Here is a 25,764-nt window from a genome sequence, read left to right on the forward strand (position 1 = left end):
ACCCGGCGCCTCATTCGGAGGCGCCGGGTCTTGTGCATTCGTGCCACATCGATTCGTGCCACATCAATGCATCAGCAGGTCATCGAAGCAGGAACTCGAGGGTCACGCGCTCGAATGCCTCCTTGGCTTCGATCATCACCCAGTGCCCGCAGTTCGGGAATACGTGCAGTTCGGCGTTCGGAATCAGTCGCATCGGAATCATCGGCATGTCCGGTGGACACTGCCGATCATCGAGCCCCCATGTCAGCAAGGTCGGGCATTGCACCTTGTGCATCATCGACCAGTACGGCGGCACATCCGAGTTGGACATCATCTGCTGCTGAGCGGCAAAGGCTTTGGATCCGTACATCGCGGTCAATGCCTGGTGCGAGGCCGGATCGTTGGCCGTTTGCCATCGTTCCTCGATCCGCTCCTCGGTGATCACGGATCTGTCGTAAACCATGCACTCGAGCCAGCGAACCAACTTCTCACGGCTGGGAGCGTCGGCGAATTCCTGGAGGAGACGCGTACCTTCGCTCGGGTTCTGACTGAAGATGTTCGGGCCCACGCCTCCGATGGTGACCAATCTGCGGACGCGGTCAGGGAACCTCATCGCGACGTTGACCCCGACAACTCCGCCCATCGAATTGCCGATCATCGCAGCGGATTCGATTCCCAGCGCATCCATGAATCGAACCACCGCCGAGGTTGCCGTGAGAACTGGATGACCGTCGACGGGATCGCTCACGCCGAACCCCGGGAACTCGAGGAGGTAGCAGTGGAAGTGCTTTGCGAACACCTCGAGGTTCCCCCGGTAATTCCGCCATCCACTCACGCCGATCCCGGAGCCGTGCAACAGGATCAACGGCGGACCATCGCCCGCCTCGTGATAGCGCAAAGTCCCCCTGTCGGTAGCGACTTCGCGTTTGGTCCCTTCGTAAGTCACGTCCATACCGCAAGATTAGAACGTGTTACAGATTTGCGACGGCTGATTGCGGAACTTCGCAATCACTGTCAGAAGCATCCCCCGCTGCCTCGACGCCCACTGCGATTCGTGGACTTCTGCTCGCTCGGTTTCGACTTCCCCGTCCCGGCCTTCACACACCGGTTGGGGCGCCGCACCTGCTCGAAGTGCCCGGCGCTCACCACATGACCGGCCACGCTGACCTTGACCGGCGCATCCGCGCGGGCGGTTCCGACTTGCGCCGATCCCAACGTCAGGGCGCAAGCAGCCACAACGACCAGCGCTACCTTCTTCGAGATCTTCATATGCACAGCCACTTCGACACGGGTCCACTCCAGATGCTGAACAGGTGCGCGCACCGAAGGAACACGCTCGGCGTCGATGATATTCAGTCAGGGTGGCCGGCCGCGATCCTTTTGCTCACCAGCATCTGAACAGTCGACGACAAAAGTTTTGGCGGCACGTCAACATCCCGAGGGCGTCAACGAGCCGACGCCCAACGTACGCACCGTTACTGAGAAATCCGTAAATCCGGGCAACCACACAGCGACGGGCGTGGACGTTCGCGTTTGGACTCGCTACGCCACAATCAAACGCCGAACCGCCTCGACTGCCGCCTCCCGACGTCGAGGGATGGAACGAGACGACTTGAGCGCGAGCATCCGGGCGATATCCGTGATCAGCAGGATCAACTCCGTGGGATTCCACGCGGGGTCGATGTGTCCCTCGAGCTGCCCCTTGCGGATTTCCGCAACTTTAGGCCGGAAGGTCTTGCTTCGTATGTCGTCCTCGCTCATGACGTCCGGCGCTTCGAGATCCGCCCATTGCTGCAATCGGGCGTTCTCGGGATGGGCAACGTAGTTGTCGAAGAGGCGACCTGCATAGCCCGGCAAGTCGTCACCTCGAAGTGCTGTCTCCGCGGTTGTTTCGGACGTCCACTGTTCGGTCACGGCAGCGAACAACTCTTCCTTGCTTGCGAAGTACGCATAGAGACGGTCTTTGCTGGCACGCGCTTGCGCGGCGATCCGATTGATCCGCGCGCCGGCCAGCCCGTACGTGGCAAATTCGTCCTTTGCGGCCGCCAGAATGCGGTCCCTCGTAGCTTCCCCTGCTGAGCGCATGTTCACAGCCTAGAACGAATCGACCGTTGCCGAACCATCCGGTTCGGCGTAGCGTGCAGAGTTGACGAACAATTTGGTTCGCGAACTTCGGCCAACTCACCCGCCGACGCAAGGAGAGACATGAATCTCGATGACGCTCGAACCGCATTCACCCGGCTCCGTGCTGCGGAAAGTGGTGTATCACCAGCAGAACTCGACGAAGTGTGGGCCGCGCTGGAAACCGTCGCCGCCGAAGAAATCCTCGGCGAGTGGAAGGGTGACGACTTCGCCACCGGTCACCGTCTTCACGAAAAGCTGTTCGCGAGCCGTTGGTACGGCAAGACCTTCAACTCGGTCGAGGACGCCAAGCCGTTGATCTGCCGAGACGAAGACGGCAACCTCTACTCCGACGTCAAGAGCGGCAATGGCGAGGCAAGTCTGTGGAACATCGAGTTTCGTGGCGAAGTCACGGCGACGATGGTCTACGACGGCGCGCCGATCTTCGACCATTTCAAGAAAGTCGACGATTCGACGCTCATGGGCATCATGAACGGAAAATCGGCGTTGGTTCTCGACGGCGGACAGCACTACTACTTCCTGCTCGAGCGAGCGTGATTCGCGCCGAACAGAATTCGACGTCCGCCATGCAGATGACAGCGGCGCTCTCACACGGCCCGCACTCCCCCTTCACACTCGACACCGTCGAGATCGACGAACCCCGCGCAGACGAGATCCTGGTTCGCATCGTCGCGACCGGCCTGTGCCACACAGATCTGTTCACGAAGTCGGTGCTACCGGAACGACTCGGCCCCTGCGTGTTCGGGCACGAAGGGGCGGGGGTGGTCGAGGCCGTCGGCTCGGCGATCGACAAGGTCGTGCCCGGCGATCACGTGTTGTTGAGCTATCGCAGTTGCGGTGCGTGCAGGCAATGTCTCAGCGGTCATCGGGCGTACTGCGAAAGCTCACACGCGCTCAACAGCTCTGGCGCACGCACCGACGGCTCGACGCCGATCCGGCGAGACGGAACCCCGCTACGGTCCGCCTTCTTCGGCCAGTCCAGCTTCGCGGAATACGTCATCGCCTCTGCCGACAACACCGTCGTCGTCGATCCTGCGGTGGACCTGACCGTCGCGGCTCCCCTCGGCTGCGGATTTCAAACCGGCGCGGGTGCAGTGCTGAATCTACTTCGCCCCGAGCCCGACTCGACGTTTGCCGTTTTCGGGGCAGGCAGCGTCGGACTCGCAGCGCTGCTGGCGGCGAGGGCTGCCGGCGTTTCCACCCTGGTCGCCGTGGACCCCGTTGCGCAGCGGCGCGAACTCGCCGAGGAATTCGGCGCCGTCACTGTCGATCCGACCACCGAGGACGCGGTCGAAGCAGTACGCGCCGCCACCGACGGAGGTTCGACACATTCCCTCGACACCACCGGAATCGGCTCCGTGATCAATCAAGCCGTCACATCACTTCGAGCACGGGGAACACTGGCAGTAGTCGGACTCGGAGCATCCACGGTCGAGGTGAACATGGCCGACATCATGCTGAGCGGAAAGACAATTCGAGGATGCATCGAAGGAGAGTCGGAAGTCTCGACATTCATCCCCGAACTCGTCGAGCTCTTCACCGGTGGCCGGTTTCCGATCGACCGCTTGGTGACGCGCTACGCGTTCTCCGACATCAACAAAGCCGTCGAAGATCAGGCGTCGGGCCGAGTCGTCAAACCCGTTCTCGTGTGGTGAGGGGCGAAATGTCTCATTCGTCGACCCGACGAAATTCGCCCTAGACTGCGCTCCTGCACTACACGTCGGAGCAAGGTGGGGACGATGACAGAACACACCAGTACAGGCGCGGGCCACGGCCGGGCCGTAATGCCGATCATCCGGATGCGCGCACGCAGCCGCGACGAGGACCATCGAGCATCGACGCCGCTCGAACTGTTCTTCGACCTGTGTTTCGTGGTTGCAGCCGCACAGGCCGGAGTGCAACTGGTGCATGCTGTCGCCGAGGGCCACTACGCCGACGGCATCGCCGGCTATATGTTCGTCTTCTTCGCGCTGTGGTGGGCGTGGGTGAACTTCACCTGGTTCGCGTCTGCCTACGACACGGACGACGTCCCCTACCGGGTCGCGACCTTCGTACAGATTTGTGGCGTGCTCGTCTTCGCCGCCGGAATCCCCGACGCATTCGACGGAACCGACCGTACGACGGCCATCGTCGGCTACCTCATCATGCGAATTGCGCTCACCTGCCAATGGCTTCGAGCCGCCAGCGGTGAATCCGGTGCAGCGCGAACGACTGCTCTGCAATATGCCGCCGGGCTCGTGATCGTCCAGGCCGGCTGGATCGTGCTGCTCCTGATGCCGGCGTCGGCGTGGATACCCGGCTTCTTCGTTCTCATGATCGCCGAACTCGCGGTGCCGGCGATCGCCGAACGCAACCACCAGACGCCGTGGCACCCGCATCACATCGCCGAACGCTACGGCCTCTTCACCATCATCATGCTCGGCGAAACCATTGCTGCCGCCACCATCGCGGTCCAATCCGGCATCCGGGATTTCGACGCCGCCGATCTACTGATTCCGATTGCCGTCGGCGGAGTTCTGATCGTGTTCTCAGCGTTGTGGATCTACTTCGCCGTCCCGATCCACGAGCACCTCGCAGACCAGGGCAATCGCGCCGTCCTGTTGTGGGGATACGGGCACTACTTCGTATTCGGATCCGCTGCGGCCATCGGCGCCGGCATCGAAGTAGCCGTCGAGGAAGCAGTTGGCGAAGCGCACATTTCGACGTTCGCAGCATCTGCCGCGGTCACGATTCCGGCCGCGATGTTCCTGATCTTCGTGTGGCTCATGCATTCACGCCACTTCAAGCGCGACAGGATCGAGCAGGCCGTTCTACCAGTGAGCGCAATCCTGGTTCTCGCCTGCACATTTGCCGGACACTGGGCTGTCCCGCTCGCCGGACTGGTGGCGGCGGGAACCGTCGGAGTCGGTGTCGGCCTGAGTACTCGGTCGAAGAGCTGACTCAGATTTCCGGAGCCGGAGCCTCGCCCTTGCTCTGCGGCTCGTGCTGCTTGAGCTCACCGCGCATCTTGTCGAGATCCTTTCCACGCTTTTTGTACATGTAGCCGAGCGCGACAAGTCCAAGGAACAACGCAACGCCCAGGACGGCACCGACAACGGATGCTCCGCGGAATCCGGGGCCGTCGACGTCGAGGATCCGCTCGCCCGCATGCGCAGCGTTGTTGTTGCCGAGAACAACTGTCAGAGAGAGCAGATTCGGCAGCGCGAAGATCACACCCAACGCGAGAGCCGTGATCTGCATGATTCGAGCATGCTTGCGCTTGCGCACCTGCCAGACCGCCCGGAAGAAGATGAGCGGGACCAGGGTGCACACGAGACCGAACAGCAGCCCCCACGCGATTCCGGCGCTGAAACTGCCGTTCGCCAACGACGCAATGCGCTGCGCCCACCAACGCGGAAGGAAGGCGGCAAGGATGAAGTAAGCGATGACCAGGACCACCGCCATCACTGCGATCCCGATGGCCTTCTTCGCCCACGGCGGCATGCCCGGTTTTGCGGTGGCCGGTGAAGTTTCCGGTGTCGTCATGACAATTCCTCGTCTAGTCGGCGTCTGTACTGACGAATCTATCCGTTACGGGCGTTCCTCATCCGCATCGAGAACGATCCGGGCAAGCCGCTTCGGCGCAACGAGGGTGAACGAGGTGTAGATCCACTCCTCCAGTTGCGACCATTTCTCCTCGGAAACGTCGGTGCCGATGTCGAGTGCAACCCACCCGTGTCGACCGAGTCCATAGCCCGCAGCACTTGCGCCTGGTTCGGTGGCCACCACCGCTTCGGCTTCCTCCTTGCTCAGCTTGACGGTCAAGGAGGTGGCTTCGACGTTGCAGAACACGAAGTTCTTGCCGCGGACCCGGAACGTCGGGTGGCCGTCCCACGCTTCGATGTCGACGCGCTCCGCTTCCGGCAGCGACAGCGAGATCTCTTCGAGTCGACGCATGTTGTCGGGCATGGAGACGATTCTGCACGCCCGGTACCGAGCTTGACACCCGCGACACAGCTAGGCTCGGCGACGACCGCGTCACCGAACTCCGAACACAGGGAGACTGGCATGCGCACGTTAGTTCATCTCGTTCTGCTCATTTGTGGAATCGCCGTTGCCGTCGGCTCGTTCATGTACGTACTGGCCGGGGTCAAACCCGACAACGTTCGCCTCGAGGACCTGCGGGACGGCTTTCCGGCCGGGTGGGCAATCGAGCAACTCGGCGATCAGTCCGTGACCTTCTACCGGTCGATGGCGATACTTCTGCTCGCCGCCGCCGTATTGATTCTGATCGCCGCATTGTTCGGTTCTCGCATCGCAGCATGGATCGGAATTATCGTGGGATTGGGGACTCTTGGCACGTTCTACTACCGCGTGAACGATCAGTTCGACAATGTCATCAGGGAAAACTACTCCACGATCCTGACAAATCAGACAGGATTCATTCTGACGGCCGGCGGACTGATTCTCGCTCTCCTAGCGTGCCTGGTCCCCCGCGAGAAGACCCGAGCCTGACCGCTCGGCAACCGGAGGGTTACCGTCGACGCCGACATTCACTAGTGTCTGCAACAGCCGGGTACTGACGAGTAGTACCCCAGAAGAGGTAGGGCATCAATGGCATCGCTTGACGACCTTCTATCCCAGATCCCCATCGACCAGATCGCGCAGCAACTCGGCGTCGACCAGGCAACTGCCGAATCGGCGGTCAAGACTGCACTTCCGACCCTCGTCGGTGGCCTCGGCGCCAACGCTCAGGATCCCGCCGGCGCAGCCTCACTCGAAAGTGCGCTGCAGTCGCACGCCGACACCAGCCTTCTCGACGACGGCGTCGACATCAGCAAAGTCGACACCGCTGACGGTCAGAAGATCGTCTCGAACATCTTCGGCGGCAACACCGATCAGGTCGCCAGCGCACTGGGCGGTGTCGGTGGCGGCGGTGGAAACGATCTGGTGAAGCAGTTGCTGCCGATCCTCGCTCCCATCGTCCTGGCTTACCTCGCCAAGCAGTTCACCGGTGGCGGTGCCGGCGCGCAGACCCAGGCCTCCGGTGGCGGCGGACTCGGGGACCTCCTCGGCGGAATTCTCGGCGGCGGCGGCAATTCCGGCGGCGGCATCGGCGGAGCACTCGGCGGTATCTTGGGCGGATCCGGGGGCGGCGGCCTCGGAGACCTGCTCGGCGGCCTCCTCGGCGGCGGCAAGAAGTAATTCGCTCGACAGATTCGCACTGCGGCGATCCCGTTCGGGATCGCCGCAGTGCTCGGTTCAGTCAACCGTCGAAGATCGAAACATCCTCAGTGACAAGGCAAACGCAACCAACAGCAGCGCGCCCACAAAAGCACTGACCCCGACCCAACCGCCACCCGCGTATGCAAGACCCGCGAGGGCGCCCGCCACGGACGAACCCGCGTAGTAGGCAAACAGATACAACGCCGACGCCTCGGCCCGGTGATCGGTAGCGATCAGCCCCACCCAACCGCTGGCCACCGAATGCGCGGCGAAGAATCCTCCGGTGAAGAGCAGCATCCCCACGAGCGTCAACGCCAGATTGTCCGGAACGGTCAGTGCCAGGCCGATACCGATGACGACAACCGACCCGAGCAGCACGCTGCGCCTACCCAGTCGGTCAGAGGCCCCGCCGGCTACCGCCGAGGTGAAAGTTCCGGCAAGGTAGAAAAGGAACACCAGGCCCACAAGCGCTTCAGGAAGGCCGAAAGGTGCTGCCGTGAGCCGAAACCCGAGGAAGTTGTAAATCGACACGAAGCCGCCCATCAGGATGAATCCCAAAGCGAAGAGTGTTCGCAGCGACGGGTTCGCAAGGTGGCGTCGTAGATTCGACGCGATCGTGCGCGCCGATATCGGTTGCGGGCGAAAGAACTTCGACGCGGGAAGCCGCCGGATCATGTTGAGCGCGAACAATGCCGACAGCGCGGACGCAGTCAACAGCGCCCAACGCCACGTACTGAAATCGACGACGGCCGACGGCACGAGCCGTCCGATCAGCCCACCGATCGTCGTGCCGGCGACGTACCTTCCCATCGCTGCACCGAGGTCCTTCCGATCGACCTCCTCGGCCAGATAGGCCATCGCCACCGCCGGGACACCGGCCAGAGCCAATCCTTGTGCTGCGCGTCCGACCAGCAGAACCTCGATCGTCGGACTCAGCGGCAGAAGTAAACCGATCACACAGGACGCCGACGCCGACGCGATCATCACCCGCGTGCGACCGAAGCGCTCGGAGAGCGCACTGGCCGGAATGATTGCCAACGCCAACATGCCCGTCGTCGCCGAGACGGACAGCGCAGACACCGCAGGCGAGACGTGGAAGTCTTCGGCGAACGCAGGCAGCAACGCCTGTGCCGCGTACATCGAGATGAACGTCGACAGCCCGGCCGCGAACAACGCAACGGTCACGGTTCGATATCCCGATGTTCCGCGGCGAAGCGGCATCACTTCGGATTCGATCACATTCTCGACAGTCACCACGTACCTCCAGCATCACTTACCTCCGGCAAGAATCCTCCCGCCCCGACTTGGCAAAAGAAAATGCATAAACTTGGTGTTCTATATGCTCTGGGGGTATATAGATTGGGTTCGTGATGCTGACCGAAGACCTCGAATGGTTTGTCGTGCTCGCCGAAACCCAACAGGTGACCGCTACCGCGGATCTGACTCACCTGTCGCAGCCGACCCTTTCGCGCAAACTCGCTCGCCTCGAACGACAGATCGGCGTGACACTCTTCGACCGTCAGGGACGCCGACTCGAACTGAACCGGTACGGCGAGATCCTCTATCGACATGCTCGCATCGCACTGCGTGCCCTCGACGCCGCGCAGACCGAAATCCAGTCGCTGGCGAGCCCCGAGAGCGGCACGGTCCGGCTCGACTTCCTCCACTCGTTCGGCACCTGGTTGGTGCCGCACATGCTGCGCGGATACCGCGTCGAGCATCCCGGAGTGCGATTCGAACTGCATCAGGACAGCGCGCAGTTCCTGGTCGACAGAATCGCCGCCGGCACGTCCGACCTGGCCGTCGTCTCGCCTCAGCCGCGCGATCCGCAGGTGGCGTGGATGCAGATCGCCCAGCAGTCACTGGCATTGGCTGTTCCGGCTGATCATCGCTTTGCGAAGTTGCATTCGGTCGAGCTTGCGGACGCGGCCGACGAACCGTTCATCGGTATGCATCCGAACTTCGGGATGCGAAGAATTCTCGATGAACTGTGCGCGGCCGCAGGATTCACTCCGAATTTCGTCTTCGAGAGCAGCGAGCTGGCAACGGTCGGCGGACTGGTCTCCGCGTCCTTCGGCGTCTCGGTCATGCCGGTTCAGGATCCACCGATCTGGGCCGAAGGAGTCGTCTACGTACCGATCGAAGGAGCACAGCGAAAAATAGGGCTGATCTGGTCGAAGAGCCGCGAGCTGTCCGATCCCGCCCGGACTTTCCGCGACTACGTCGAAAGAACGACTTGGTAGTGAAAGTGCCCCCGGATAACTACGGATCGGTAACATCCCTCGAGGGGAGCAATTTTCATGCCATTCTTTTCAAACCTACGGTGCCGTAGGCTGGGGCGAAGTCGCGCATTCACTCAACATGGAGGCAAGAAATGACGAGGATTCTGACGCAGCTGGAGCTGCTACAAGAGCTGCAGCCGGTTGCCGAGGAGAACGTCAACCGCCACATCTCCATGGCCAAGGAATGGCATCCACACGACTACGTCCCGTGGGACGAGGGCCGTAACTTCGCAGCCATGGGTGGCGAAGACTGGAGTCTCGAACAGTCACAACTCGGCGAGGTAGCTCGCGCCGCGATGATCACCAACCTGCTCACCGAGGACAACCTGCCGTCGTACCACCGTGAGATCGCCGAGAACTTTTCGCAGGACGGTGCCTGGGGAACGTGGGTCGGCCGGTGGACCGCCGAGGAGAACCGCCACGGCATCGTGATGCGTGACTACCTCGTCGTCACGCGCGCAGTCGACCCCGTCGAGCTCGAGCGCTTCCGCATGGAACACATGACAAACGGTTACAGCGCACCCATCGACGAGGGCGACGCCGGCCTGCTGCACTCGGTCGCCTACGTGACCTTCCAGGAACTCGCGACGCGCGTCAGCCACCGCAACACCGGCAAGGCCTGCGACGAGCCGATTGCCGACAAGATGCTTCAGCGCATCGCCGCCGACGAGAACCTGCACATGATCTTCTACCGCAACATCTGCGCCGCCGCGCTCGATCTTGCTCCCGATCAGGCGCTCAAGGCTGTGGCGAACATCGTCCAGAACTTCCAGATGCCCGGCGCCGGCATGCCGAACTTCCGCCGCAACGGCGCCCTCATGGCCAAGCACGGCATCTACGACCTTCGCCAGCACCTCGACGAGGTCGTCTGGCCTGTCCTGCGCAAGTGGAACATCTTCGAGCGCAACGATTTCAGCGCCGAAGGCGAGAACACGCGCGAAGAGTTGGCGGCCTTCCTCGAGACACTCGCCGCCAACGCGACGAAGTTCGAGGAACAGCGCGATCGCATGCTCGCACGCGAAGCCGCCAAGCGCGAACAGCAGGCTTCTTAGTTTCACCAGCTATTCTGTGCCCGGTACCGGATTCGGTACCGGGCACTTCCAATTGTCACAAGTATTTGTTCAGAGGTAGACATGTCATCCCTTCGTATCGGTTCACTCGAGCTGCACAGCCCCGTGGTCCTCGCACCCATGGCGGGCGTCACCAACGTCGCCTTCCGCACGCTGTGCCGTGAACTCGAACTCGAACGTGCAGGCAGCACGTCCGGGCTCTACGTCTGCGAGATGGTCACCGCCCGCGCGCTCGTCGAACGCCAACCCGCCACGATGCACATGACCACGTTCGGTCCGACCGAAACGCCCAGGTCGCTGCAGCTGTACACCGTCGACCCGGATACGACTTACGCCGCGGCCAAGATGATCGTCGACGAGAACATGGCCGATCACATCGACATGAACTTCGGCTGCCCGGTACCCAAGGTGACCCGCAAGGGCGGCGGATCGGCGCTACCGTACAAGCGTCGACTGTTCGGTCAGATCGTCGCGGCAGCCGTGCGCGCCACCGAAGGCACCGACATTCCGGTCACCGTCAAGATGCGCGTCGGCATCGACCCCGAACATCACACGCACCTCGACGCCGGCCGGATCGCGGCAGCTGAAGGCGCCGCTGCCGTCGCACTTCACGCACGTACCGCGTCGCAGCGCTACTCCGGCACTGCTGACTGGAACGAGATCACGCGCCTCAAGGAACACGTCACCGACGTGCCGATCCTCGGCAACGGCGACATCTTCGACGCCTCGGATGCTGCCCGCATGATGAACGAGACCGGCTGCGACGGCGTCGTCGTCGGACGCGGCTGCCTCGGACGGCCATGGCTGTTCGCGGAACTCAGCGCAGCTCTCAACGGACAACAGATCGCCACGCCGCCGACGCTCGGCGAAGTCACCAAGATCATCGCCCGTCACGCCCAACTGCTCGCCGCACATCACGGTGAAATGAAGGGTCTGCGCGAACTTCGCAAGCACGTCTCCTGGTACATGCGTGGGTTCCCGGTCGGATCGGATCTGCGGGTCTCGATGGCTCTGGTCAGCACGTTGTCCGAACTGGACGATCTGCTCGGACAGCTCGACCACGACGTCCCGTTCCCCAAGGACGCCGAAGGCCCGCGCGGACGCCAAGGCTCACCCGGTCAGGTAGCACTCCCGGAAGGTTGGCTCGACGATCCCGAAGACGACCTTGTGCCGGTGGGAGCTGACATGATGCACTCTGGTGGCTAGCGAAAACACGCCGTCGGATTACTCACATCACTTTCTGAGTGAAGCACTCAGGATTCACCAGTAATATGGCTCCAGCTTCGTCGACAACCGGTTGACGCCGGCATCTGAATGACGAGTTACTGACAGTCGACGACGGGACAGGTTGCATCGGTGGGTGATGATCACGATTCGGGCCCACCTCCGCCCGAGAGCCGCGCCCCCTGGGAACGTCCGCTCGCAGACAAGCGCTTCCGCAACGCCCGACCGGACCAACCGGCAACGCCCCAGCGCCCTGCCACACCCCAGCGACCAACACCGCAACCACCCAGTCCCCCGGAGCGTCGCAGCAGTGGACGTACCGGGCGACGGGACTCGCCTCCGACCGACGACTCTGTTTCGGTCGCCGAGTTGGTCCGTCGGGTAGGCGACAAGAAGCCGCCACCAGCCCCGGCTACGCCGCCCAAGCCGGCGCCGAACAAATCCGTAACACCCAAGACTCAATCTTCAGCAGCGTCGTCGCCGCCCCCCGCCCGGCCGATTCCCGCCCGTCCGACCGTTCCGCCCGCCGCTGCGGACTGGATCACCGAAGAACATCCCGTCACCTCCGCAGTGCCGCGGGTAGTCGGTGACACCGGCGCCACTCGTCTGGCGCAAAGCAAGATTCGCCGCCGCCATCGCGCAAAAGTGATCGGCCGAGCGGCAGTAGCGTTCCTGGCCGTCATGTCTCTCGCATTGACCGGCGTCGTGTGGGGCTATCTGCGCTCGGTCGAAGGCGGATTCGATCAGATTGCGGCACTCGACACCGAGTCCGACGACATCATCGACGCCGGTGGTCAACTCGGCGACGAGACGTACCTGATCATCGGCACCGATACCCGCGCCGGTGCGAGCGGTGAGATCGGCGCCGGAACCGTCGAAGACGCCGAAGGCGCCCGAGCCGACACGGTCATGCTGGTGAACATTCCCGCCGACCGAAGCCGCGTCGTCGCCGTCTCCTTCCCGCGTGACCTCGACGTCGAACGTCCGATCTGTCAGGGATGGGACAACGACGCCGGCAAGTACACCAGCGAAACCTTCCCGGCAGCGAGCGGGGACAAACTCAATGCGACGTACGCACTCGGTGGCCCCAAATGCCTGGTCAAGGTCATCCAGAAGATGTCCGGCCTGAAAATCGGGCACTTCGTCGGAATGGACTTCGCCGGTTTCGAGCGCATGGTCGACACCGTCGGCGGTGTGAACGTCTGCTCCCCCGGACCGATCGAAGACGGCATCCTCGGAACCGTCCTCGCCTCCGGCGGCACGCAGATGCTCGACGGCCGTACCGCCCTCAACTACGTGCGTGCTCGCCACGTCGAAGCCGAGGGCAACGGCGACTACGGGCGCATCACCCGCCAGCAGAAGTTCCTGTCGGCGCTGCTCCGCTCGGCCCTGTCCAACCAGGTCCTCCTGAATCCGAGCAAGCTCAACGGATTCATCAACGCCTTCACCAGCGACACGTTCGTCGAAAACATCGACACCAAGTCACTGGTCACCCTCGGTCGCTCGCTCCAGAACGTCGACGCAGGCGCGGTCACGTTCTTGACGGTCCCCACGGACGGCACCAACGACTGGGGCAACGAGATTCCTCGCACGGACGAGATCAAGTCCCTCTTCCAGGCGATCATCGACGACGATCCGCTTCCGGGCGAAGAGCGCGAGGACACCACACCGTCGTCGACCAGTTCCACGACAACCGCGCCTACGTCCAGCACGCCGCCGGCCGCCACTTCCGTCGAGGCAATGAGCGCCTACAACATCTCGGTCGACGTCTCCAACGCGTCGGGAATCGCCGGGCAGGCCGCGACAATCGCCGACAGCCTCGCGGCTTACGGTTTCCAGATCTCCACGGTCGGTAACTTCAGCGCAGCCACCGGCCTGGCGAATGCTCAAGCGTCGACCACCGTCGTGCGCTACGCCGCAGGTTACGAGGCTGAAGCGGTGACTGTCGCGTCGTCGATTCCCGGCGCGGTTCTGGTTCTCGCTCCGAGCATGGGAGACATGATCGAGGTCGTCGTCGGAAGCAATTTCGCCGGCACCGTCGTCGCCCCCGCGGACCCGGGAACCATCCTGGCGGCAAATCCGACGTCGGTCGACACCAGCACCTCGACGGCTCTGCCCGCCGACATCGCCAGCGTCAACGCCGGCGACACCACCTGCGACTGACACGCGTTCATTCACCTTGCGTTCACCTGGTGCTTGTGACTTGGTCTTTCACGGCACGTAGGCTCTGACCTCATGCGCGTGGCTTACAACGAACAGATGACCGAGCTTGCAGACACGCTCGGCGAGATGGCAGGACTGGCAGGTGCCGCTATGGAGCGCGCCACCCAGTCCCTGCTCCAGGCAGACCTGTCCCTGGCAGAACAAGTAATCGGCGAACACGACAAGATCACCGAACTCAGCACCATCTGCGAGGAGCGCGCGTTTGCGTTGCTCGCCTTGCAGGCTCCCGTTGCCGGAGATCTGCGCTCGGTGGTCAGCGGAATCCAGATCGTCGCCGACATCGACCGCATGGGCGCACTCGCCCTGCACGTCGCCAAGATCGCGCGCCGCCGACATCCCAACCACGTGCTTCCTGAAGAGGTCAACGGCTACTTCGCCGAGATGGGACGCATCGCTGTCTCCATCGGTGCGGCCGCCAAGGTCGTCCTCGAGACCCGCGACCCCGAGCGCGCTGCCCGTCTGCGCGAAGAAGACGAAGCGATGGACGACCTCCACCGCCACCTCTTCACCGTCCTCATGGACCGTGAGTGGAAGCACGGCGTTGCCGCCGCAGTCGACGTCACGCTGCTCGGCCGCTTCTACGAGCGATTCGCCGACCACGCCGTCGAGGTCGGCCGACGTGTCATCTTCCTGGTGACCGGCAAGCTGCCCGAAGAGCCCGAAACCACCGAGAAGGTCGACAACCTCACCTCGTACCCGGATCTCTGAACCCAACCGTCCACGTGAGTAAAAGGCGGCCGCGCACTTGCGCGGCCGCCTTTCCTATTCAGTTCTCGTGCAACCAGGTTTCCAACGTGGGTCCTGCAGTTGTGGATCCCGGCGCGGGCAGCAACGCCCCACCCTTCATCGCCTTACCCGCTCCCGGCATCGAGATCGGGATCAGCCACTTACGTCGGCCACGGTATTTCAAGATCTCGCGCGTCATGGCCGGGATCTCGAGGACCTCGGGCCCGGCCAGGTCCGGAGCCCTCCCGGTCGGACCGTTCTGAGCGCAGGTCACGAGCGCCTCGGCAACGGTCTTCGCTGCCACCGGTTGTGACCGCATCCGAGGAACCATCGCGATCGGCCCCAGTCCGAACAGCGCGATCGTCTTCTCGCCGAACTCGAACCACTGAGTGGATCGCAGGATCGTGAAGGGAATACTCGACGCTTCCACCGCGCGTTCCTGCGCAGCCTTCCCCTGGTAGTAACCGAAGGACTTCAATCGCGGATCGTCGCAGTTCACGATCGAGAGCAGCACGTGATGCTTAACGCCTGCTCTGGCTTCGGCCGCGGCGATGTTCTTCGCTGCCGTCTCGAAGAACTCGATTGCCTTCTTGGCACTGTTGGTGACGTGATCACTCACGTCGACGACCACGTCGGCACCGACAAATGCTTCGTCCAACCCCGCACCCGTGGAGATGTCTACTCCCGTCGATCGAGCGGCGGCGACGACGTCATGGCCCCCGATTTTCGCCTGCTCGACGACCAGCTTTCCCATCTGGCCGGTTCCGCCCAGAACAACAATTCGCATGATGCCTCCGTCAAACCCGTGCGCCCGGCTCTCTTCGGCCTGGTCACATACTGGACGACGCAGCCTCCCGAAGTGTGACGGTCGGGCGAATCAGTCGCTGTACTTCTGCGAAACCCGCCCACGCCACCGCGACCAGATCGGATCCAACGCTGCGCTCGCCTCGTGTGCGTGATCGGCCACGGCCCGTGCCAGCATCCCTGCTCCCGCCAGCGGCGTCACGTGCCCTTCGACGTCGTCGGAAGTCTTGATCCCCAACAGCATGGTCGTACCGAGCACGCGATGGCCACCGAGAATTCCCGGCAGCGAACGGCCCGGCACGCTACGCAGGTCGAGAGTTTCCACGAGCAGCGCGTCACCGTCGACGGTAATGCGCTGATCCGAGCGAAGGGCACCGCCGGTTTCGCCGGTCCGGCCGAACACGATCATCTCGTCGAGCAGCGCAACCGCATCGGATTCCAGTGAAATATCCACGCGCCTGGTCACATCCGCGCCGCCCGCGACGACAAACGGTGCCGCGCGCCAGATCAGCGCCGCACCGGCGCCGACGCTCGCCGAAGCCGACCACGACGCCCGGCCGCCACGCGCGTTGTACGCGACGGTCCCCGACGGCTCGATCACCTCGAGGCACGTACCCGGAGCGACTACGAATTCGATACGCAGGTCGTCGCCGGCCAGCAGCGTTGCACTGTGCCCTACCAAGGCAATTCGCACGGTGAGCCCGCGAGCGTCGACGAACCGCGGGGCCAGGAAGTCGCCCGAGATCAGCTCTCGCGCAACAGCGGTGTCACCCACTCTCTCGACGACGACCCGCGTAGCTCCGGTGCGCATCAGTGAGCGTGAGAGTGGCTGTGCCCGTGACCGTGTCCGTGGTCTTCTTCATCGGCATGGAAGTGCGGCGCCATCGGCCCCGGATCCTGCGGGGTGTGACTACCCGCACGGTGAGCTGCGATGACCTGGCGAAGCCACGCACTGAGTTGGTCGATCGTCGCGTGATCCTTCTGGCTGAGCGCGAGAACGGGAAGTCCGTCTCGCGCGGCCGTGGCATCGGCCACCATCTGGACCGCGTCGACGTCGACGTACGGGGCCAGGTCGATCTTGTTGACCACCAACAGATCTGCCCGCTCGATGCCGGGACCACCCTTACGTGCGACGTCTCCGCCGCCCGCGACGTCGATGCAGAAGATCTGGGCGTCGACCAGTGCCGGGCTGAACGTGGCGGTCAGGTTGTCACCGCCGCTTTCCACGATCACCATGTCGAGGGGATGGAACTGACGCTCGAGGTCTTCGACCGCAATGAGGTTCGGCGTGACGTCGTCACGAATAGCCGTGTGCGGGCACGCACCGGTCTCGACTGCGACGATGCGCTCGATCGGCAGAACGTTGGCCGCGCGCAACAGTCGCGCGTCCTCGTCGGTGTAGATGTCGTTGGTGACCACCGCGATCTCGTACTCCGCCGCGAGTTCGCGGCAGATGGTGGCGATGAGGGTGCTTTTGCCGGTGCCGACGGGGCCGGCAACGCCGAGCCTCAAACCTCTTGCAGCAGTGGTGGTGTTGTTCAGGTTGTCAAGCACGGAAAATCCTCCTGGATCGAGCGTGGTGTTCGAGTGACCATTGTTCGACCAACGGCCCTGTTGTTGCGGGTATATCTGCGACGCCCTCGACGGCTACGGCAGCCGCGGCGACGGTTTCGATGGTCGGGGCTGCTCGGAGCAACCATTCGACCGGTTCTGCCGGATCCACCGGCAGTAGCTTCAATGCCGCCGACGCCACCGTTTGGGCGTCGTCGTACAAACAAGATCTGGCTGCCTGCAGGTCGTCCATCCCGGAGACCGCCGTGAAGACGCCCAACGCGAGCGGACGCATCGGATGCCCAGGCAGCGCCATGAGCATCTGCACCGCGGGGTGCTGCGGCCACAATCGCGACGCCAGTCTCGCCAGCCCACGGCCGAGCTGAATCGACGCCTCACGCAGCGGTGCGCTGGGAGTCCGAGCGAGCAGTTCCCTCGAGATGTCCTCGAGTTCGCCTGCACTACCCTCACTTACGGCCCAGCGGCGCGTGACCACCGTTGCAGCGGCCTCGACAAGTCCGACTGTTTCGAGTCGACCGCGAATGAAGTCAGGGACCTGACTCTGCAGGAGTCCGCCCGCCAGTGCCGGTTCCAACCCCGACGAGTGCGCGTGACCGCCGGTAGGCAGACGCCCGTCTGCCAAGAGCATCGATGCTATCTCGGCAGACGCCGTCTCGATCGACATGGTTTCAGAACAGCATGTAGCGCTGAGCCATCGGCACCACGTCAACGGGGTTGGGCGCGATCAGGTCGCCGTTGACCTTGATGGCAAACGTCTCCGGATCGACGTCGATGGACGGCAGCGCCGTGTTGTTCGGCATGTCCGCCTTGGTGAGGTGTCTCGTCGGACGAACACCGGTAAGGGTGCGGGTGAGACCGAGACGATCGGCCAGACCGTCCTCGATGGCCATCGGAGAGACGAACGTCGTGGACAGGTGCGGGGCCGATCCCGGAGTCGCCGCGATGGCCGGGCGAACGAACACCGGCTGCGGGGTCGGGATAGCAGCATTCGGATCACCAAGCGGCGCAGCAACTATCGCCCCGCCCTTGATCACGGCAGAAGGACGGACTCCGAAGAACGCGGGATCCCACAGCACCAGGTCCGCCATCTTCCCTGCCTCGACCGAGCCGATCTCGTGATCGATACCGTGCGCCACCGCGGGGCAGATCGTGTACTTGGCGACGTAACGCCGCGCACGCTCGTTGTCGGCCGGCATGCTGGTGCCCAGCTTGCCGTACTGGGCCTTCATGACGTGAGCCACCTGCCATGTCCGCAGGGTCACCTCACCGATACGGCCCATCGCCTGGGCGTCGGACGAGGTGATCGAGATGGCTCCGATGTCGTGCAGAAAGTCTTCTGCTGCAATCGTTGTCGGACGGATCCGGGACTCGGCAAAGGCAAGATCCTCCGGAACCCGGGGATTGAGCGCATGACACACGATGAGCATGTCGAGGTGCTCGGCAACCGTGTTGACGGTATGCGGCAACGTCGGATTGGTCGATGCCGGAAGAACGTTCGGCTCACCTGCCGTCACGATGATGTCCGGTGCGTGCCCGCCGCCGGCGCCTTCCGCATGGAACACGTGGATCCCACGTCCGGCGATCGCATCCAAAGTGTGCTGTACGTAACCGGTTTCGTTGAGGCTGTCGGCGTGCAGCGCTACCTGGAGGCCGAACTCGTCGGCTGCGCGCAGAGCTGCGTCGATCGCAGCCGGAGTGGAACCCCAGTCCTCGTGGACCTTGAATCCGCCTGCGCCGGCGAGAGCTTCCTGACGCATGGCCTCATGACTGACGGTGCTGCCCTTGCCGAGGAGAAGAACGTTGAGCGGGATGTGGTCGAGGGCGCGGTGCATCATCGTCAAGGACCAGGCGCCGGGTGTGACGGTGGTTGCCTTGCTTCCCTCGGTGGGGCCCGTTCCGCCGCCCGCCACCGTCGTCGTACCGGTCGCGAGCGCCTCCATCATCTCGATTTCACTGAGGAAGTGCACGTGAGTGTCGATCGCACCCGCGGTGAGGATCTTCCCCTCGCCGGCGATCACGTCGGTGCTCGGCCCGATGAGCAACTTGGGATGCACGCCATCCATGATGTCGGGGTTACCGGACTTGCCGATCGCAACGATGCGTCCGTCGCGAATTCCGACGTCTGCCCGGACGATTCCCCAGTGATCGAGAATCACCGTGTTGGTGATGACGACGTCGAGAGCGCCCTGGTCGCGAGTGGTCAGGCCCTGGCCCATCGACTCGCGGATGCTCTTACCGCCGCCGAAGACCATCTCGTCGCCGGTCGCGGTGTAGTCGTGCTCGATCTCGATCCACAGATCTGTGTCGGCCAAACGGATCTGGTCGCCTGCGGTCGGGCCGTACAGGGAGGCGTAGCCGCGTCGATCGATCCTGCTCATTCGGCTGTCCTCTCAACTGTCGTCGCGGCGTCGTCCGGTGAATCCGCCTCGACTGGAACATCACTCACACGCACGTTCACCGAGGACGCTCGCAAAGGTTCTTCGACCTCGACGCCGGGCGTGCCGAACGGCATGACGGTCTTGGGCTCGCGCGCATGTGTCGGTAGGTCTTCGTCCGGCACGATCTGCAGGCCCGGAACCCTTTTGAGTCCGCCGAGCGCGATCAGTGTCACCGTTCTGCTGACCCCGGGTTCGAACCGAACCGACGTTCCCGAGGGGATGTCGAGCCGGAAGCCGTCTGCCGCTTCGCGATCGAAGGTCAACGCCGGGTTGGCCGCGGGAAGGTGGAGATGTGAACCGATCTGAATGGGGCGATCGCCGTCGTTGACGACGACCATCGTGATCTTCTCCGCGTCCGTGCCGAACTCGAGCGGTTCGGTGGACACACGTACCTCGCCGGGAATCATCGAATGGGCTCCGTCACGGTGACCAGCTTGCGACCGTCCGGGAAAGTGGCCTCCACCTGGACGTTTGCAATCATCTCGGGTACCCCTTCCATCACGTCGTCGCGGGTGAGCACTTGCCGACCGGCGTTCATCAGTTCCGCAACCGTCATTCCGTCACGCGCGCGCTCGAGAATCCAGCACGAGATCAGTGCCATCGCTTCGGGGTAGTTCAGCAGTACCCCGCGCTCGCGGCGGTCACGGGCGACCATGCCCGCGACGCTCAGGAGCAGCTTTTCGGTATCTGAAGGGGTGAGGTGCACTGACAAGCCCTTCCGGTTGTGAAACGACATCGATCGACAGCGTGCTGTCGGGCCGAGATTAGCATTGTCCGAAGCGTCGTCAGTATCCACGAGATTCACGTCGTCGGCTACTTCAGCGCCCACTCGGCGCACTTGCGCTGCTCATCGAATTATTCGGGCGCCCAACGACGCTCAGCTCTGCGCACCGGAGTGGGAACTATCACCACAACCAAAAAGTTTCACCCCCGTCTCCTGTTGGAAACGGGGGTGAAACATGATCGTGCAGGGTTGATCCCGGGACCTATCCGAAGCGGCCGGAGATGTAGTCCTCGGTGGCCTTCTGCGTCGGGTTCGAGAAGATCTTCTCGGTGTCGTCGATCTCGACGAGCTGACCGGGCTTGCCGGTTGCCTCGAGGTTGAAGAATGCCGTCTGGTCACTCACACGCGCAGCCTGCTGCATGTTGTGCGTGACGATGACGATCGTGAAGTCCTTCTTCAGCTCGGTGATCAGGTCTTCGATCGCGAGAGTCGAGATCGGGTCGAGCGCGGAGCACGGCTCGTCCATGAGCAGGACGTCGGGCGAGACCGCGATGGCACGCGCGATGCACAGACGCTGCTGCTGACCGCCTGAGAGGCCGCCACCGGGCTTGTCGAGGCGATCCTTGACCTCGTTCCACAGGTTGGCACCGCGCAGCGAACGCTCGGCCACCTCGTCGAGCTTCTTCTTGCTGCGCTCGCCCTGCAACTTCAAGCCCGCGACGACGTTGTCCTTGATGGACATGGTCGGGAAGGGGTTGGGTCGCTGGAACACCATGCCGATGGTCTTGCGAACACCGACCGGATCGACGTTCGAGCCGTAGATGTCCTCGCCGTCGAGCAGCACCGAACCCTCGACGCGCGCACCGGGAATCACTTCGTGCATGCGATTGAGTGAACGGAGAACGGTGGACTTGCCGCAACCGGACGGGCCGATGAAGGCGGTGACGCTCCGGGGCGGGACGGACAGGCCCACATCGGCGACGGCGTGGAACTTGCCGTAGTAGATGTTGACGTCCTTGAGATCCAGACGCTTGGCCATTACCGGCTCCCTACTGAGTTGTTGACGCTGTTGAGTACGAACATGTTCCGAGGCCGCATCACTTACTTCTGACCTGTGAGAAGTGACCGATCAGCTTCGCGACGATGTTGAGGATCGCGATCAGCAGGATCAGGGTCAGTGCTGCGCCCCAGATGCGGTTGGTGCCGGCGTCGGTGGGGTTGTTCATCTCGGCGACCATGACGGAAGGCAGTGTGCCCATTTCGCCGTTGAACAGGTCGAAGTTGATGAACGGTGCGTAGCCGACGAGGATCAGCAGCGGTGCGGTCTCACCGAGCACGCGTGCCAGGGCCAGCATGACGCCGGTGATGATGCCGGGAAGTGCCGTCGGCAGAACGATTTTCGAGATGGTCTTCCACTTCGGCACACCGAGCGCGTACGACGCCTCTCGCAGATCCATCGGGACGATGCGCAGCATTTCCTCGGTGGAGCGGATGACGACCGGGACCATCAGAAGGACCAGAGCCAGTGACACCGCAAACGCGGACTTGGGGAAGCCGAAGGTCGCGATCCACAGGGCGTAGATGAACAGCGCGGCCACGATCGACGGAACACCGCTGAGGATGTCGACCATGAACGTGGTCAGCTTGCCCAGCTTCGACTTCCGGTCGGCGTACTCCACCAGGTAGATCGCGACGAAGATACCGAGCGGGATGGAGAAGACCGCGCACACGATGCCTTGCAGCAGGGTACCGATCAATGCGTGATAGATACCGCCGCCGTCGGCCGACGCCGTCAATCCGCTCAGCGAGTTGGTGAACCAGGTAGGCGACGTCAGAGCGGGCAGGCCCTTGGCGATGACCGTGAAGAGCACCCAGACCAACGGGATGAGCGCGATGACGACTGCCAGGCTCACCAGGATGGTCGCGATGACGTCCTTGGCACGACGACGAGCGCCGACGCCTTGGAAAGTGGGGGCCTTGACCGGCCGGTCCAGAGTGGAGGTCATGGGTCAGTCCTTCTTTCCGGCGATCACTGCGCGGGCAGCCGCGTTGACGACGAAGGTCAGTACGAACAGCACCAGTCCGGCCGCGATGTACGCGCCTGCCTGGATGTCGTTGTTGAACTCCGCGTAGCCGAGGGCGATCTTGGAGGCGATGGTCGAGCCGCCGTCGAACAGCGACCAGCCGAAGGCCTGAGAGGTGGTGCGCAGGATCAGGTAGAGCGCCATCGTCTCACCGAGTGCGCGTCCGAGACCGAGCATCGAGCCGCTGATGTAGCCGGACTTACCGAACGGGATGACCGTGGTGCGCACAACTTCCCAGCGCGTGGCGCCGAGGGCGAGTGCGGCTTCGATCTGTGATCGCGGGGTCTGGATGAACACCTCGCGGGTCACTGCGGTGATGACCGGAAGGATCATCACGGCGAGGACGATGCCTGCGGTGAAGATGGTGCCGCCACCGGTGATCGATCCGCTGCCGTCGGCGAAGAGCGGGAACCAGCCGAGAGTGTCGTTGAGCCACACCGCGACCGGGGTGATCGCCGGAGCGAAGACGAGAAGTCCCCACAGGCCGTAGACGATGGACGGCACAGCTGCCAGAAGGTCGATCGTGTACGACAGTGGCCGCGTGAGCCACTTGGGTGAGTACGAAGTCAGGAAGATCGCGATGCCCAGTGCGATCGGCATCGCGAGCACCAGTGCGAACAGCGAGACCAACACCGTGACCTGGAAAAGGTCGAGGACACCGAACGCCATCGCGTTGATGTTCTGCGTGACCCATTCACGGCTGGTCAGGAAGTTGACCTGGTTCCGGCTCAAAGCAGGAACAGCACGCCAGATCAGGAACGCGCCGATCGCCGCGATGACAACCGTGATGAAGATTGCCGAACCGGAGGCGAGCGAGCTGAAGATGCGGTCACCCGGACGGGTCACCGTCTTGCTGTTGCCGCTACCCGGACCGTCACCCTTCGGAGGATGCTCGGTTTCTGGAGCCTTGGTGGAAGTAATCGTGTCCTCCGTGGTGCCGTTCGGACCGCCCACCCCGGCCCCGCTGGTTGCGGGGCCGGGAGAACGAGATGTCGAGGTGATGGGCGCGTCACTCATGCGCGCTCACTTCCTTCACGTCTGAATGTAGATCCATGAGCTTGTCCGCACGAGTCTCTAGGTCAGCTGATTGCCGTGATGGACGCGTTGAGGCGATCCTGGACGTTGGACGGCAGCGGGACGTAACCCTGCTCGGCCAGGTTGGCCTGACCCTCGTTGGCCGCGCTCGTCAGGAACGACTTCACTGCTGCGGAGGTGTCCGCGTCGTAGCCCTTGGAGCAGACGATCGAGTACGTGGCGAGAACCAGCGGGTAGGCGCCGGCTTCGTTGGTCTTGAAGATCGACGCGAGGTCGAGCGTCAGGTCGCCGGTTGCGTCGGACTTGAACTTCGCGCCTGCGATCGACTTCGCGGCCGTGTCGTTGGTCAGTGCGACTGCCTCGGAGCCGGTGTTGATTTCGGCAACCGAGAGCTTGTTCTGATCGGCGAACGACTTCTCGACGTAGGTGATCGAACCCGGTGCCGTGGCAACTGCCTGTGCAACGCCCGCCGAACCCTTGGCGCCCTCACCGACGCCACCGGTGAAGTCGGACCCTGCGCCCGACGTCCAAGCACCGTTCGATGCCGCGTCGAGGTACTTCTGGAAGTTGTCGGTGGTACCCGAGGAATCGGAGCGGATCACGGTGGTGATCTTCTCGTCGGGAAGCGATGCACCGGAGTTGAGCGCGGCGATTGCCGGATCGTTCCACTTGGTGATGCCGCCGTTGAAGATCTTCGCGAGAACCTCTGCGTTGAGAACGAGCTTGTCGACGCCGTCGAGGTTGTATGCAACTGCGATCGGGCCGAAGACGAGGGGAAGGTTCCAGGCTTCGCCGCCGACGCAACGCTCCTTGGCCTTGTCGGCCTGCTCGTCCTTGATGGCCGAGTCGGAGCCGGCGAAGTCGATCTGGCCGGCGATGAACTGTGTACGACCGTCGCCCGAACCGCTGGGGTTGTACGCGACGTTGACCGTCTTGCCCTTTTCCTGGCACACGGAGATGTAAGTGGCGACGAACTGGTCCATGGCGTTCTTCTGTGCCGAGGAACCAGCGGCAGAGAGGTTGCTCTTGCCTTCGCACGTTGCGTTCGATGCGGACGCGTCCACACCCGTCGACGACGAGTTGTTGTCGCTGCCACATGCGGCCAAGGTCATGGCGCCCACGGCCACTACACCGAGCAGGGCACCACTGCGCTTGAGATTCACCAAGATCCTCCGGAAATCGCTACCGCCACGCCCACGATCGGGCGGCGACATGAGACGCAGAATGATTGAAATCTGCATCAGGCAACACGGCGCTGCCCACAGAGAAAAGTAGGCGGGCGCGGTGTCCGGCTGGACCACACATGGTTAACGGAGAATGAACAGACTGGACATTTCTGCGTGTCCGACTGTGACGTCAGAGCGCGCGGGCGTAAGCCATGTCCACATGGAAGCGATCGAAGCCGAGTCGTTCGTACGTGTGGAGGGCGGCCGTGTTGTCGCCTTCGACGTACAGAAGGACGGTTCCGAGGCCGCGATCACGCAGGTAATGCATGCCAGCGAGAGTCAGCACTCGGCCGAGACCTCGTCCCTGCGCCGCGGGATCGATCCCCACGACGTACACCTCCCCCAGCTCCGGATCGTCACCTTCGGGTGCGTGCACCTTGGTCCAGTGAAAGCCGAGAAGAGTATCGGGATCGGTGTCCGCGAACGCCATGAACAGACCAGCAGGGTCGAACCAACCTTCGGCCGTTCTCTCGTCGATCTCCGCCTGGGTCCAGCCACCCTGCTCGGGATGCCAGGAGAAGGCCGCATTGTTGACGCGAAGGATCTCGGAATCGTCTTCGGGTCCACGATACGTCCGAATCGTCACACCTTCGGGCACAACGATTTCCGGAAGCTGCGGAGCATCGAGTGGTCGACGCAGCTGCAGGAGTTCACGAACGCTGACCAGATCGAGGGTCTTGGCGAATTCGACTGCGGCGTCGACGTTTCCGTGCGCCCAGACACGCGTGCCCGGCCGGCCCTCGTCGAATACCGCTGCGGCAAGCCTGGTTCCGATGCCGCGGCGCCGCGCCTGCGGGTCGACCACCAACTCGGCCATGTCGGGATGCTCGTCCGAACCGGCTTGCAGCTGCGCATAACCGACGACTGCATCGCCGTCGAGTTCGAGGAAGTGTCGCGCGGCGCCGCGCCCGGCAACGGCATGGCGCCCCTGTTCCGACACGGGCGCCTTGCCGTCGAACTCGGTTGCGCGATCGAGAAGCGCGGAAACCTGCTCGGCGAATCCAGCCGGCAGTGAATCTGTCCAACCCAC

The 25,764-nt window shown here is 63.2% G+C and carries 28 protein-coding genes; 10 read left to right on the forward strand and 18 right to left on the reverse strand.

Annotated elements, in window-relative coordinates:
* Window positions 1-79: 79 nt before the first annotated feature.
* The 3 genes from EHW12_RS23770 to EHW12_RS23780 form a co-directional block, all read right to left on the reverse strand.
* On the reverse strand, window positions 80-931 hold the full coding sequence (locus EHW12_RS23770; protein WP_042451375.1) for an alpha/beta fold hydrolase: 852 nt from the start codon (window positions 929-931) through the stop codon (window positions 80-82).
* A gap of 62 nt (window positions 932-993) precedes the next feature.
* Window positions 994-1,248, reverse strand: a complete 255-nt coding sequence (locus EHW12_RS23775; RefSeq protein ID WP_007733879.1) for a hypothetical protein — start codon at window positions 1,246-1,248, stop codon at window positions 994-996.
* Window positions 1,249-1,521: 273 nt separating this feature from the next.
* Window positions 1,522-2,064, reverse strand: coding sequence for a TetR family transcriptional regulator (locus tag EHW12_RS23780; RefSeq protein ID WP_030535258.1), 543 nt, complete (start codon window positions 2,062-2,064; stop codon window positions 1,522-1,524).
* 120 nt (window positions 2,065-2,184) lie between these two features.
* On the opposite strand from EHW12_RS23780, the gene EHW12_RS23785 reads away from it, so the two are divergent.
* From EHW12_RS23785 to EHW12_RS23795, 3 genes are all read left to right on the forward strand, one after another.
* Window positions 2,185-2,658: a DUF4334 domain-containing protein gene (locus EHW12_RS23785; RefSeq protein WP_125051901.1), complete on the forward strand. Its 474-nt coding sequence runs from the start codon at window positions 2,185-2,187 to the stop codon at window positions 2,656-2,658.
* Between the two features lie 29 nt (window positions 2,659-2,687).
* Window positions 2,688-3,776 carry an NAD(P)-dependent alcohol dehydrogenase gene (locus tag EHW12_RS23790; protein ID WP_164490634.1) on the forward strand — a complete coding sequence of 363 codons (1,089 nt, stop codon included), beginning with the start codon at window positions 2,688-2,690 and terminating at the stop codon, window positions 3,774-3,776.
* Window positions 3,777-3,860: 84 nt separating this feature from the next.
* Window positions 3,861-5,060: a low temperature requirement protein A gene (locus EHW12_RS23795; RefSeq protein ID WP_125051904.1), complete on the forward strand. Its 1,200-nt coding sequence runs from the start codon at window positions 3,861-3,863 to the stop codon at window positions 5,058-5,060.
* A gap of 1 nt (window position 5,061) precedes the next feature.
* Here the strand turns inward: EHW12_RS23795 and EHW12_RS23800 are convergent, their stop codons facing one another.
* The gene (locus EHW12_RS23800; protein WP_003940111.1) at window positions 5,062-5,646 is read right to left on the reverse strand and encodes a hypothetical protein; all 585 of its coding nucleotides are present in this window, start codon (window positions 5,644-5,646) and stop codon (window positions 5,062-5,064) included.
* A 45-nt stretch (window positions 5,647-5,691) separates the two neighbouring features.
* Window positions 5,692-6,069: an MmcQ/YjbR family DNA-binding protein gene (locus tag EHW12_RS23805; protein WP_007733864.1), complete on the reverse strand. Its 378-nt coding sequence runs from the start codon at window positions 6,067-6,069 to the stop codon at window positions 5,692-5,694.
* Between the two features lie 99 nt (window positions 6,070-6,168).
* Between EHW12_RS23805 and EHW12_RS23810 the strand changes: the two genes are divergently transcribed.
* Together EHW12_RS23810 and EHW12_RS23815 are read left to right on the forward strand one after the other, a co-directional pair.
* Complete coding sequence (locus EHW12_RS23810; protein WP_003939955.1) at window positions 6,169-6,615, forward strand: hypothetical protein; 447 nt, start codon at window positions 6,169-6,171, stop codon at window positions 6,613-6,615.
* Between the two features lie 99 nt (window positions 6,616-6,714).
* Window positions 6,715-7,305: a DUF937 domain-containing protein gene (locus tag EHW12_RS23815; RefSeq protein ID WP_003940105.1), complete on the forward strand. Its 591-nt coding sequence runs from the start codon at window positions 6,715-6,717 to the stop codon at window positions 7,303-7,305.
* A gap of 57 nt (window positions 7,306-7,362) precedes the next feature.
* On the opposite strand, the gene EHW12_RS23820 is transcribed toward EHW12_RS23815, so the two are convergent.
* Window positions 7,363-8,547 (reverse strand): MFS transporter, encoded by a 1,185-nt coding sequence (locus tag EHW12_RS23820; RefSeq protein ID WP_164490635.1) that lies wholly within the window; start codon window positions 8,545-8,547, stop codon window positions 7,363-7,365.
* A 146-nt stretch (window positions 8,548-8,693) separates the two neighbouring features.
* Between EHW12_RS23820 and EHW12_RS23825 the strand changes: the two genes are divergently transcribed.
* From EHW12_RS23825 to phoU, 5 genes are all read left to right on the forward strand, one after another.
* Window positions 8,694-9,569: a LysR family transcriptional regulator gene (locus tag EHW12_RS23825; protein ID WP_081377546.1), complete on the forward strand. Its 876-nt coding sequence runs from the start codon at window positions 8,694-8,696 to the stop codon at window positions 9,567-9,569.
* 131 nt (window positions 9,570-9,700) lie between these two features.
* On the forward strand, window positions 9,701-10,660 hold the full coding sequence (locus EHW12_RS23830) for an acyl-ACP desaturase (RefSeq protein WP_003940492.1): 960 nt from the start codon (window positions 9,701-9,703) through the stop codon (window positions 10,658-10,660).
* Window positions 10,661-10,741: 81 nt separating this feature from the next.
* Complete coding sequence (gene dusB, locus EHW12_RS23835) at window positions 10,742-11,884, forward strand: tRNA dihydrouridine synthase DusB (protein ID WP_003939756.1); 1,143 nt, start codon at window positions 10,742-10,744, stop codon at window positions 11,882-11,884.
* Between the two features lie 150 nt (window positions 11,885-12,034).
* Window positions 12,035-14,065 carry an LCP family protein gene (locus tag EHW12_RS23840; RefSeq protein WP_241199035.1) on the forward strand — a complete coding sequence of 677 codons (2,031 nt, stop codon included), beginning with the start codon at window positions 12,035-12,037 and terminating at the stop codon, window positions 14,063-14,065.
* 72 nt (window positions 14,066-14,137) lie between these two features.
* Window positions 14,138-14,833, forward strand: coding sequence for a phosphate signaling complex protein PhoU (gene phoU, locus EHW12_RS23845; RefSeq protein WP_003940130.1), 696 nt, complete (start codon window positions 14,138-14,140; stop codon window positions 14,831-14,833).
* Window positions 14,834-14,891: 58 nt separating this feature from the next.
* Here phoU and EHW12_RS23850 read toward each other — a convergent pair whose 3' ends face one another.
* From EHW12_RS23850 to mshD, 12 genes are all read right to left on the reverse strand, one after another.
* Entirely contained in the window at window positions 14,892-15,638 is a 747-nt protein-coding gene (locus EHW12_RS23850) for an SDR family oxidoreductase (RefSeq protein ID WP_003940029.1), read from the reverse strand.
* Between the two features lie 90 nt (window positions 15,639-15,728).
* Window positions 15,729-16,466 (reverse strand): urease accessory protein UreD, encoded by a 738-nt coding sequence (locus tag EHW12_RS23855; protein ID WP_047271073.1) that lies wholly within the window; start codon window positions 16,464-16,466, stop codon window positions 15,729-15,731.
* The gene (gene ureG, locus EHW12_RS23860) at window positions 16,466-17,209 is read right to left on the reverse strand and encodes an urease accessory protein UreG (RefSeq protein ID WP_030535251.1); all 744 of its coding nucleotides are present in this window, start codon (window positions 17,207-17,209) and stop codon (window positions 16,466-16,468) included. The genes EHW12_RS23855 and ureG overlap by 1 nt, the downstream gene beginning before the upstream one ends.
* A complete protein-coding gene (locus EHW12_RS23865) occupies window positions 17,202-17,891 on the reverse strand; it encodes an urease accessory UreF family protein (protein ID WP_042451391.1) in 690 nt (229 codons plus the stop codon). Before EHW12_RS23865 ends, ureG begins: the two co-directional genes overlap by 8 nt.
* Window positions 17,892-17,895: 4 nt before the next feature.
* Window positions 17,896-19,605 carry an urease subunit alpha gene (locus EHW12_RS23870; RefSeq protein ID WP_030535249.1) on the reverse strand — a complete coding sequence of 570 codons (1,710 nt, stop codon included), beginning with the start codon at window positions 19,603-19,605 and terminating at the stop codon, window positions 17,896-17,898.
* Entirely contained in the window at window positions 19,602-20,072 is a 471-nt protein-coding gene (gene ureB / locus EHW12_RS36070) for an urease subunit beta (RefSeq protein ID WP_007733849.1), read from the reverse strand. Before ureB ends, EHW12_RS23870 begins: the two co-directional genes overlap by 4 nt.
* On the reverse strand, window positions 20,069-20,371 hold the full coding sequence (gene ureA, locus EHW12_RS23880) for an urease subunit gamma (protein WP_003939800.1): 303 nt from the start codon (window positions 20,369-20,371) through the stop codon (window positions 20,069-20,071). The genes ureB and ureA overlap by 4 nt, the downstream gene beginning before the upstream one ends.
* Window positions 20,372-20,651: 280 nt before the next feature.
* Window positions 20,652-21,428 (reverse strand): phosphate ABC transporter ATP-binding protein PstB, encoded by a 777-nt coding sequence (gene pstB / locus EHW12_RS23885; protein ID WP_003939968.1) that lies wholly within the window; start codon window positions 21,426-21,428, stop codon window positions 20,652-20,654.
* Window positions 21,429-21,486: 58 nt separating this feature from the next.
* Window positions 21,487-22,395 (reverse strand): phosphate ABC transporter permease PstA, encoded by a 909-nt coding sequence (gene pstA / locus EHW12_RS23890; protein WP_003940100.1) that lies wholly within the window; start codon window positions 22,393-22,395, stop codon window positions 21,487-21,489.
* Between the two features lie 3 nt (window positions 22,396-22,398).
* Entirely contained in the window at window positions 22,399-23,490 is a 1,092-nt protein-coding gene (gene pstC, locus EHW12_RS23895; protein WP_007733846.1) for a phosphate ABC transporter permease subunit PstC, read from the reverse strand.
* Window positions 23,491-23,552: 62 nt separating this feature from the next.
* Complete coding sequence (gene pstS / locus EHW12_RS23900) at window positions 23,553-24,671, reverse strand: phosphate ABC transporter substrate-binding protein PstS (RefSeq protein ID WP_003940482.1); 1,119 nt, start codon at window positions 24,669-24,671, stop codon at window positions 23,553-23,555.
* 193 nt (window positions 24,672-24,864) lie between these two features.
* The gene (mshD, locus tag EHW12_RS23905) at window positions 24,865-25,764 is read right to left on the reverse strand and encodes a mycothiol synthase (protein ID WP_030535247.1); all 900 of its coding nucleotides are present in this window, start codon (window positions 25,762-25,764) and stop codon (window positions 24,865-24,867) included.

The sequence above is a fragment of the Rhodococcus sp. NJ-530 genome, assembly GCF_003860625.1.
Lineage (GTDB): Bacteria > Actinomycetota > Actinomycetes > Mycobacteriales > Mycobacteriaceae > Rhodococcus_F > Rhodococcus_F qingshengii.

Excerpts from the sequence above, each read along its gene's own strand:
- EHW12_RS23805 (WP_007733864.1), bottom strand. The coding sequence starts at position 6,069 with ATGCCCGACAACATGCGTCGACTCGAAGAGATCTCGCTGTCGCTGCCG.
- EHW12_RS23870 (WP_030535249.1), bottom strand. The coding sequence starts at position 19,605 with ATGAGCAGGATCGATCGACGCGGCTACGCCTCCCTGTACGGCCCGACC.
- EHW12_RS23785 (WP_125051901.1), top strand. The coding sequence starts at position 2,185 with ATGAATCTCGATGACGCTCGAACCGCATTCACCCGGCTCCGTGCTGCG.
- EHW12_RS23865 (WP_042451391.1), bottom strand. The coding sequence starts at position 17,891 with ATGTCGATCGAGACGGCGTCTGCCGAGATAGCATCGATGCTCTTGGCA.
- EHW12_RS23820 (WP_164490635.1), bottom strand. The coding sequence starts at position 8,547 with ATGCCGCTTCGCCGCGGAACATCGGGATATCGAACCGTGACCGTTGCG.
- EHW12_RS23795 (WP_125051904.1), top strand. The coding sequence starts at position 3,861 with ATGACAGAACACACCAGTACAGGCGCGGGCCACGGCCGGGCCGTAATG.
- EHW12_RS23810 (WP_003939955.1), top strand. The coding sequence starts at position 6,169 with ATGCGCACGTTAGTTCATCTCGTTCTGCTCATTTGTGGAATCGCCGTT.
- pstB (WP_003939968.1), bottom strand. The coding sequence starts at position 21,428 with ATGGCCAAGCGTCTGGATCTCAAGGACGTCAACATCTACTACGGCAAG.
- EHW12_RS23830 (WP_003940492.1), top strand. The coding sequence starts at position 9,701 with ATGACGAGGATTCTGACGCAGCTGGAGCTGCTACAAGAGCTGCAGCCG.
- phoU (WP_003940130.1), top strand. The coding sequence starts at position 14,138 with ATGCGCGTGGCTTACAACGAACAGATGACCGAGCTTGCAGACACGCTC.
- EHW12_RS23770 (WP_042451375.1), bottom strand. The coding sequence starts at position 931 with ATGGACGTGACTTACGAAGGGACCAAACGCGAAGTCGCTACCGACAGG.
- EHW12_RS23800 (WP_003940111.1), bottom strand. The coding sequence starts at position 5,646 with ATGACGACACCGGAAACTTCACCGGCCACCGCAAAACCGGGCATGCCG.
- EHW12_RS23775 (WP_007733879.1), bottom strand. The coding sequence starts at position 1,248 with ATGAAGATCTCGAAGAAGGTAGCGCTGGTCGTTGTGGCTGCTTGCGCC.
- EHW12_RS23850 (WP_003940029.1), bottom strand. The coding sequence starts at position 15,638 with ATGCGAATTGTTGTTCTGGGCGGAACCGGCCAGATGGGAAAGCTGGTC.
- EHW12_RS23815 (WP_003940105.1), top strand. The coding sequence starts at position 6,715 with ATGGCATCGCTTGACGACCTTCTATCCCAGATCCCCATCGACCAGATC.
- EHW12_RS23855 (WP_047271073.1), bottom strand. The coding sequence starts at position 16,466 with ATGCGCACCGGAGCTACGCGGGTCGTCGTCGAGAGAGTGGGTGACACC.
- dusB (WP_003939756.1), top strand. The coding sequence starts at position 10,742 with ATGTCATCCCTTCGTATCGGTTCACTCGAGCTGCACAGCCCCGTGGTC.
- pstA (WP_003940100.1), bottom strand. The coding sequence starts at position 22,395 with ATGACCTCCACTCTGGACCGGCCGGTCAAGGCCCCCACTTTCCAAGGC.
- ureB (WP_007733849.1), bottom strand. The coding sequence starts at position 20,072 with ATGATTCCCGGCGAGGTACGTGTGTCCACCGAACCGCTCGAGTTCGGC.
- EHW12_RS23790 (WP_164490634.1), top strand. The coding sequence starts at position 2,688 with ATGCAGATGACAGCGGCGCTCTCACACGGCCCGCACTCCCCCTTCACA.
- pstC (WP_007733846.1), bottom strand. The coding sequence starts at position 23,490 with ATGAGTGACGCGCCCATCACCTCGACATCTCGTTCTCCCGGCCCCGCA.
- EHW12_RS23780 (WP_030535258.1), bottom strand. The coding sequence starts at position 2,064 with ATGCGCTCAGCAGGGGAAGCTACGAGGGACCGCATTCTGGCGGCCGCA.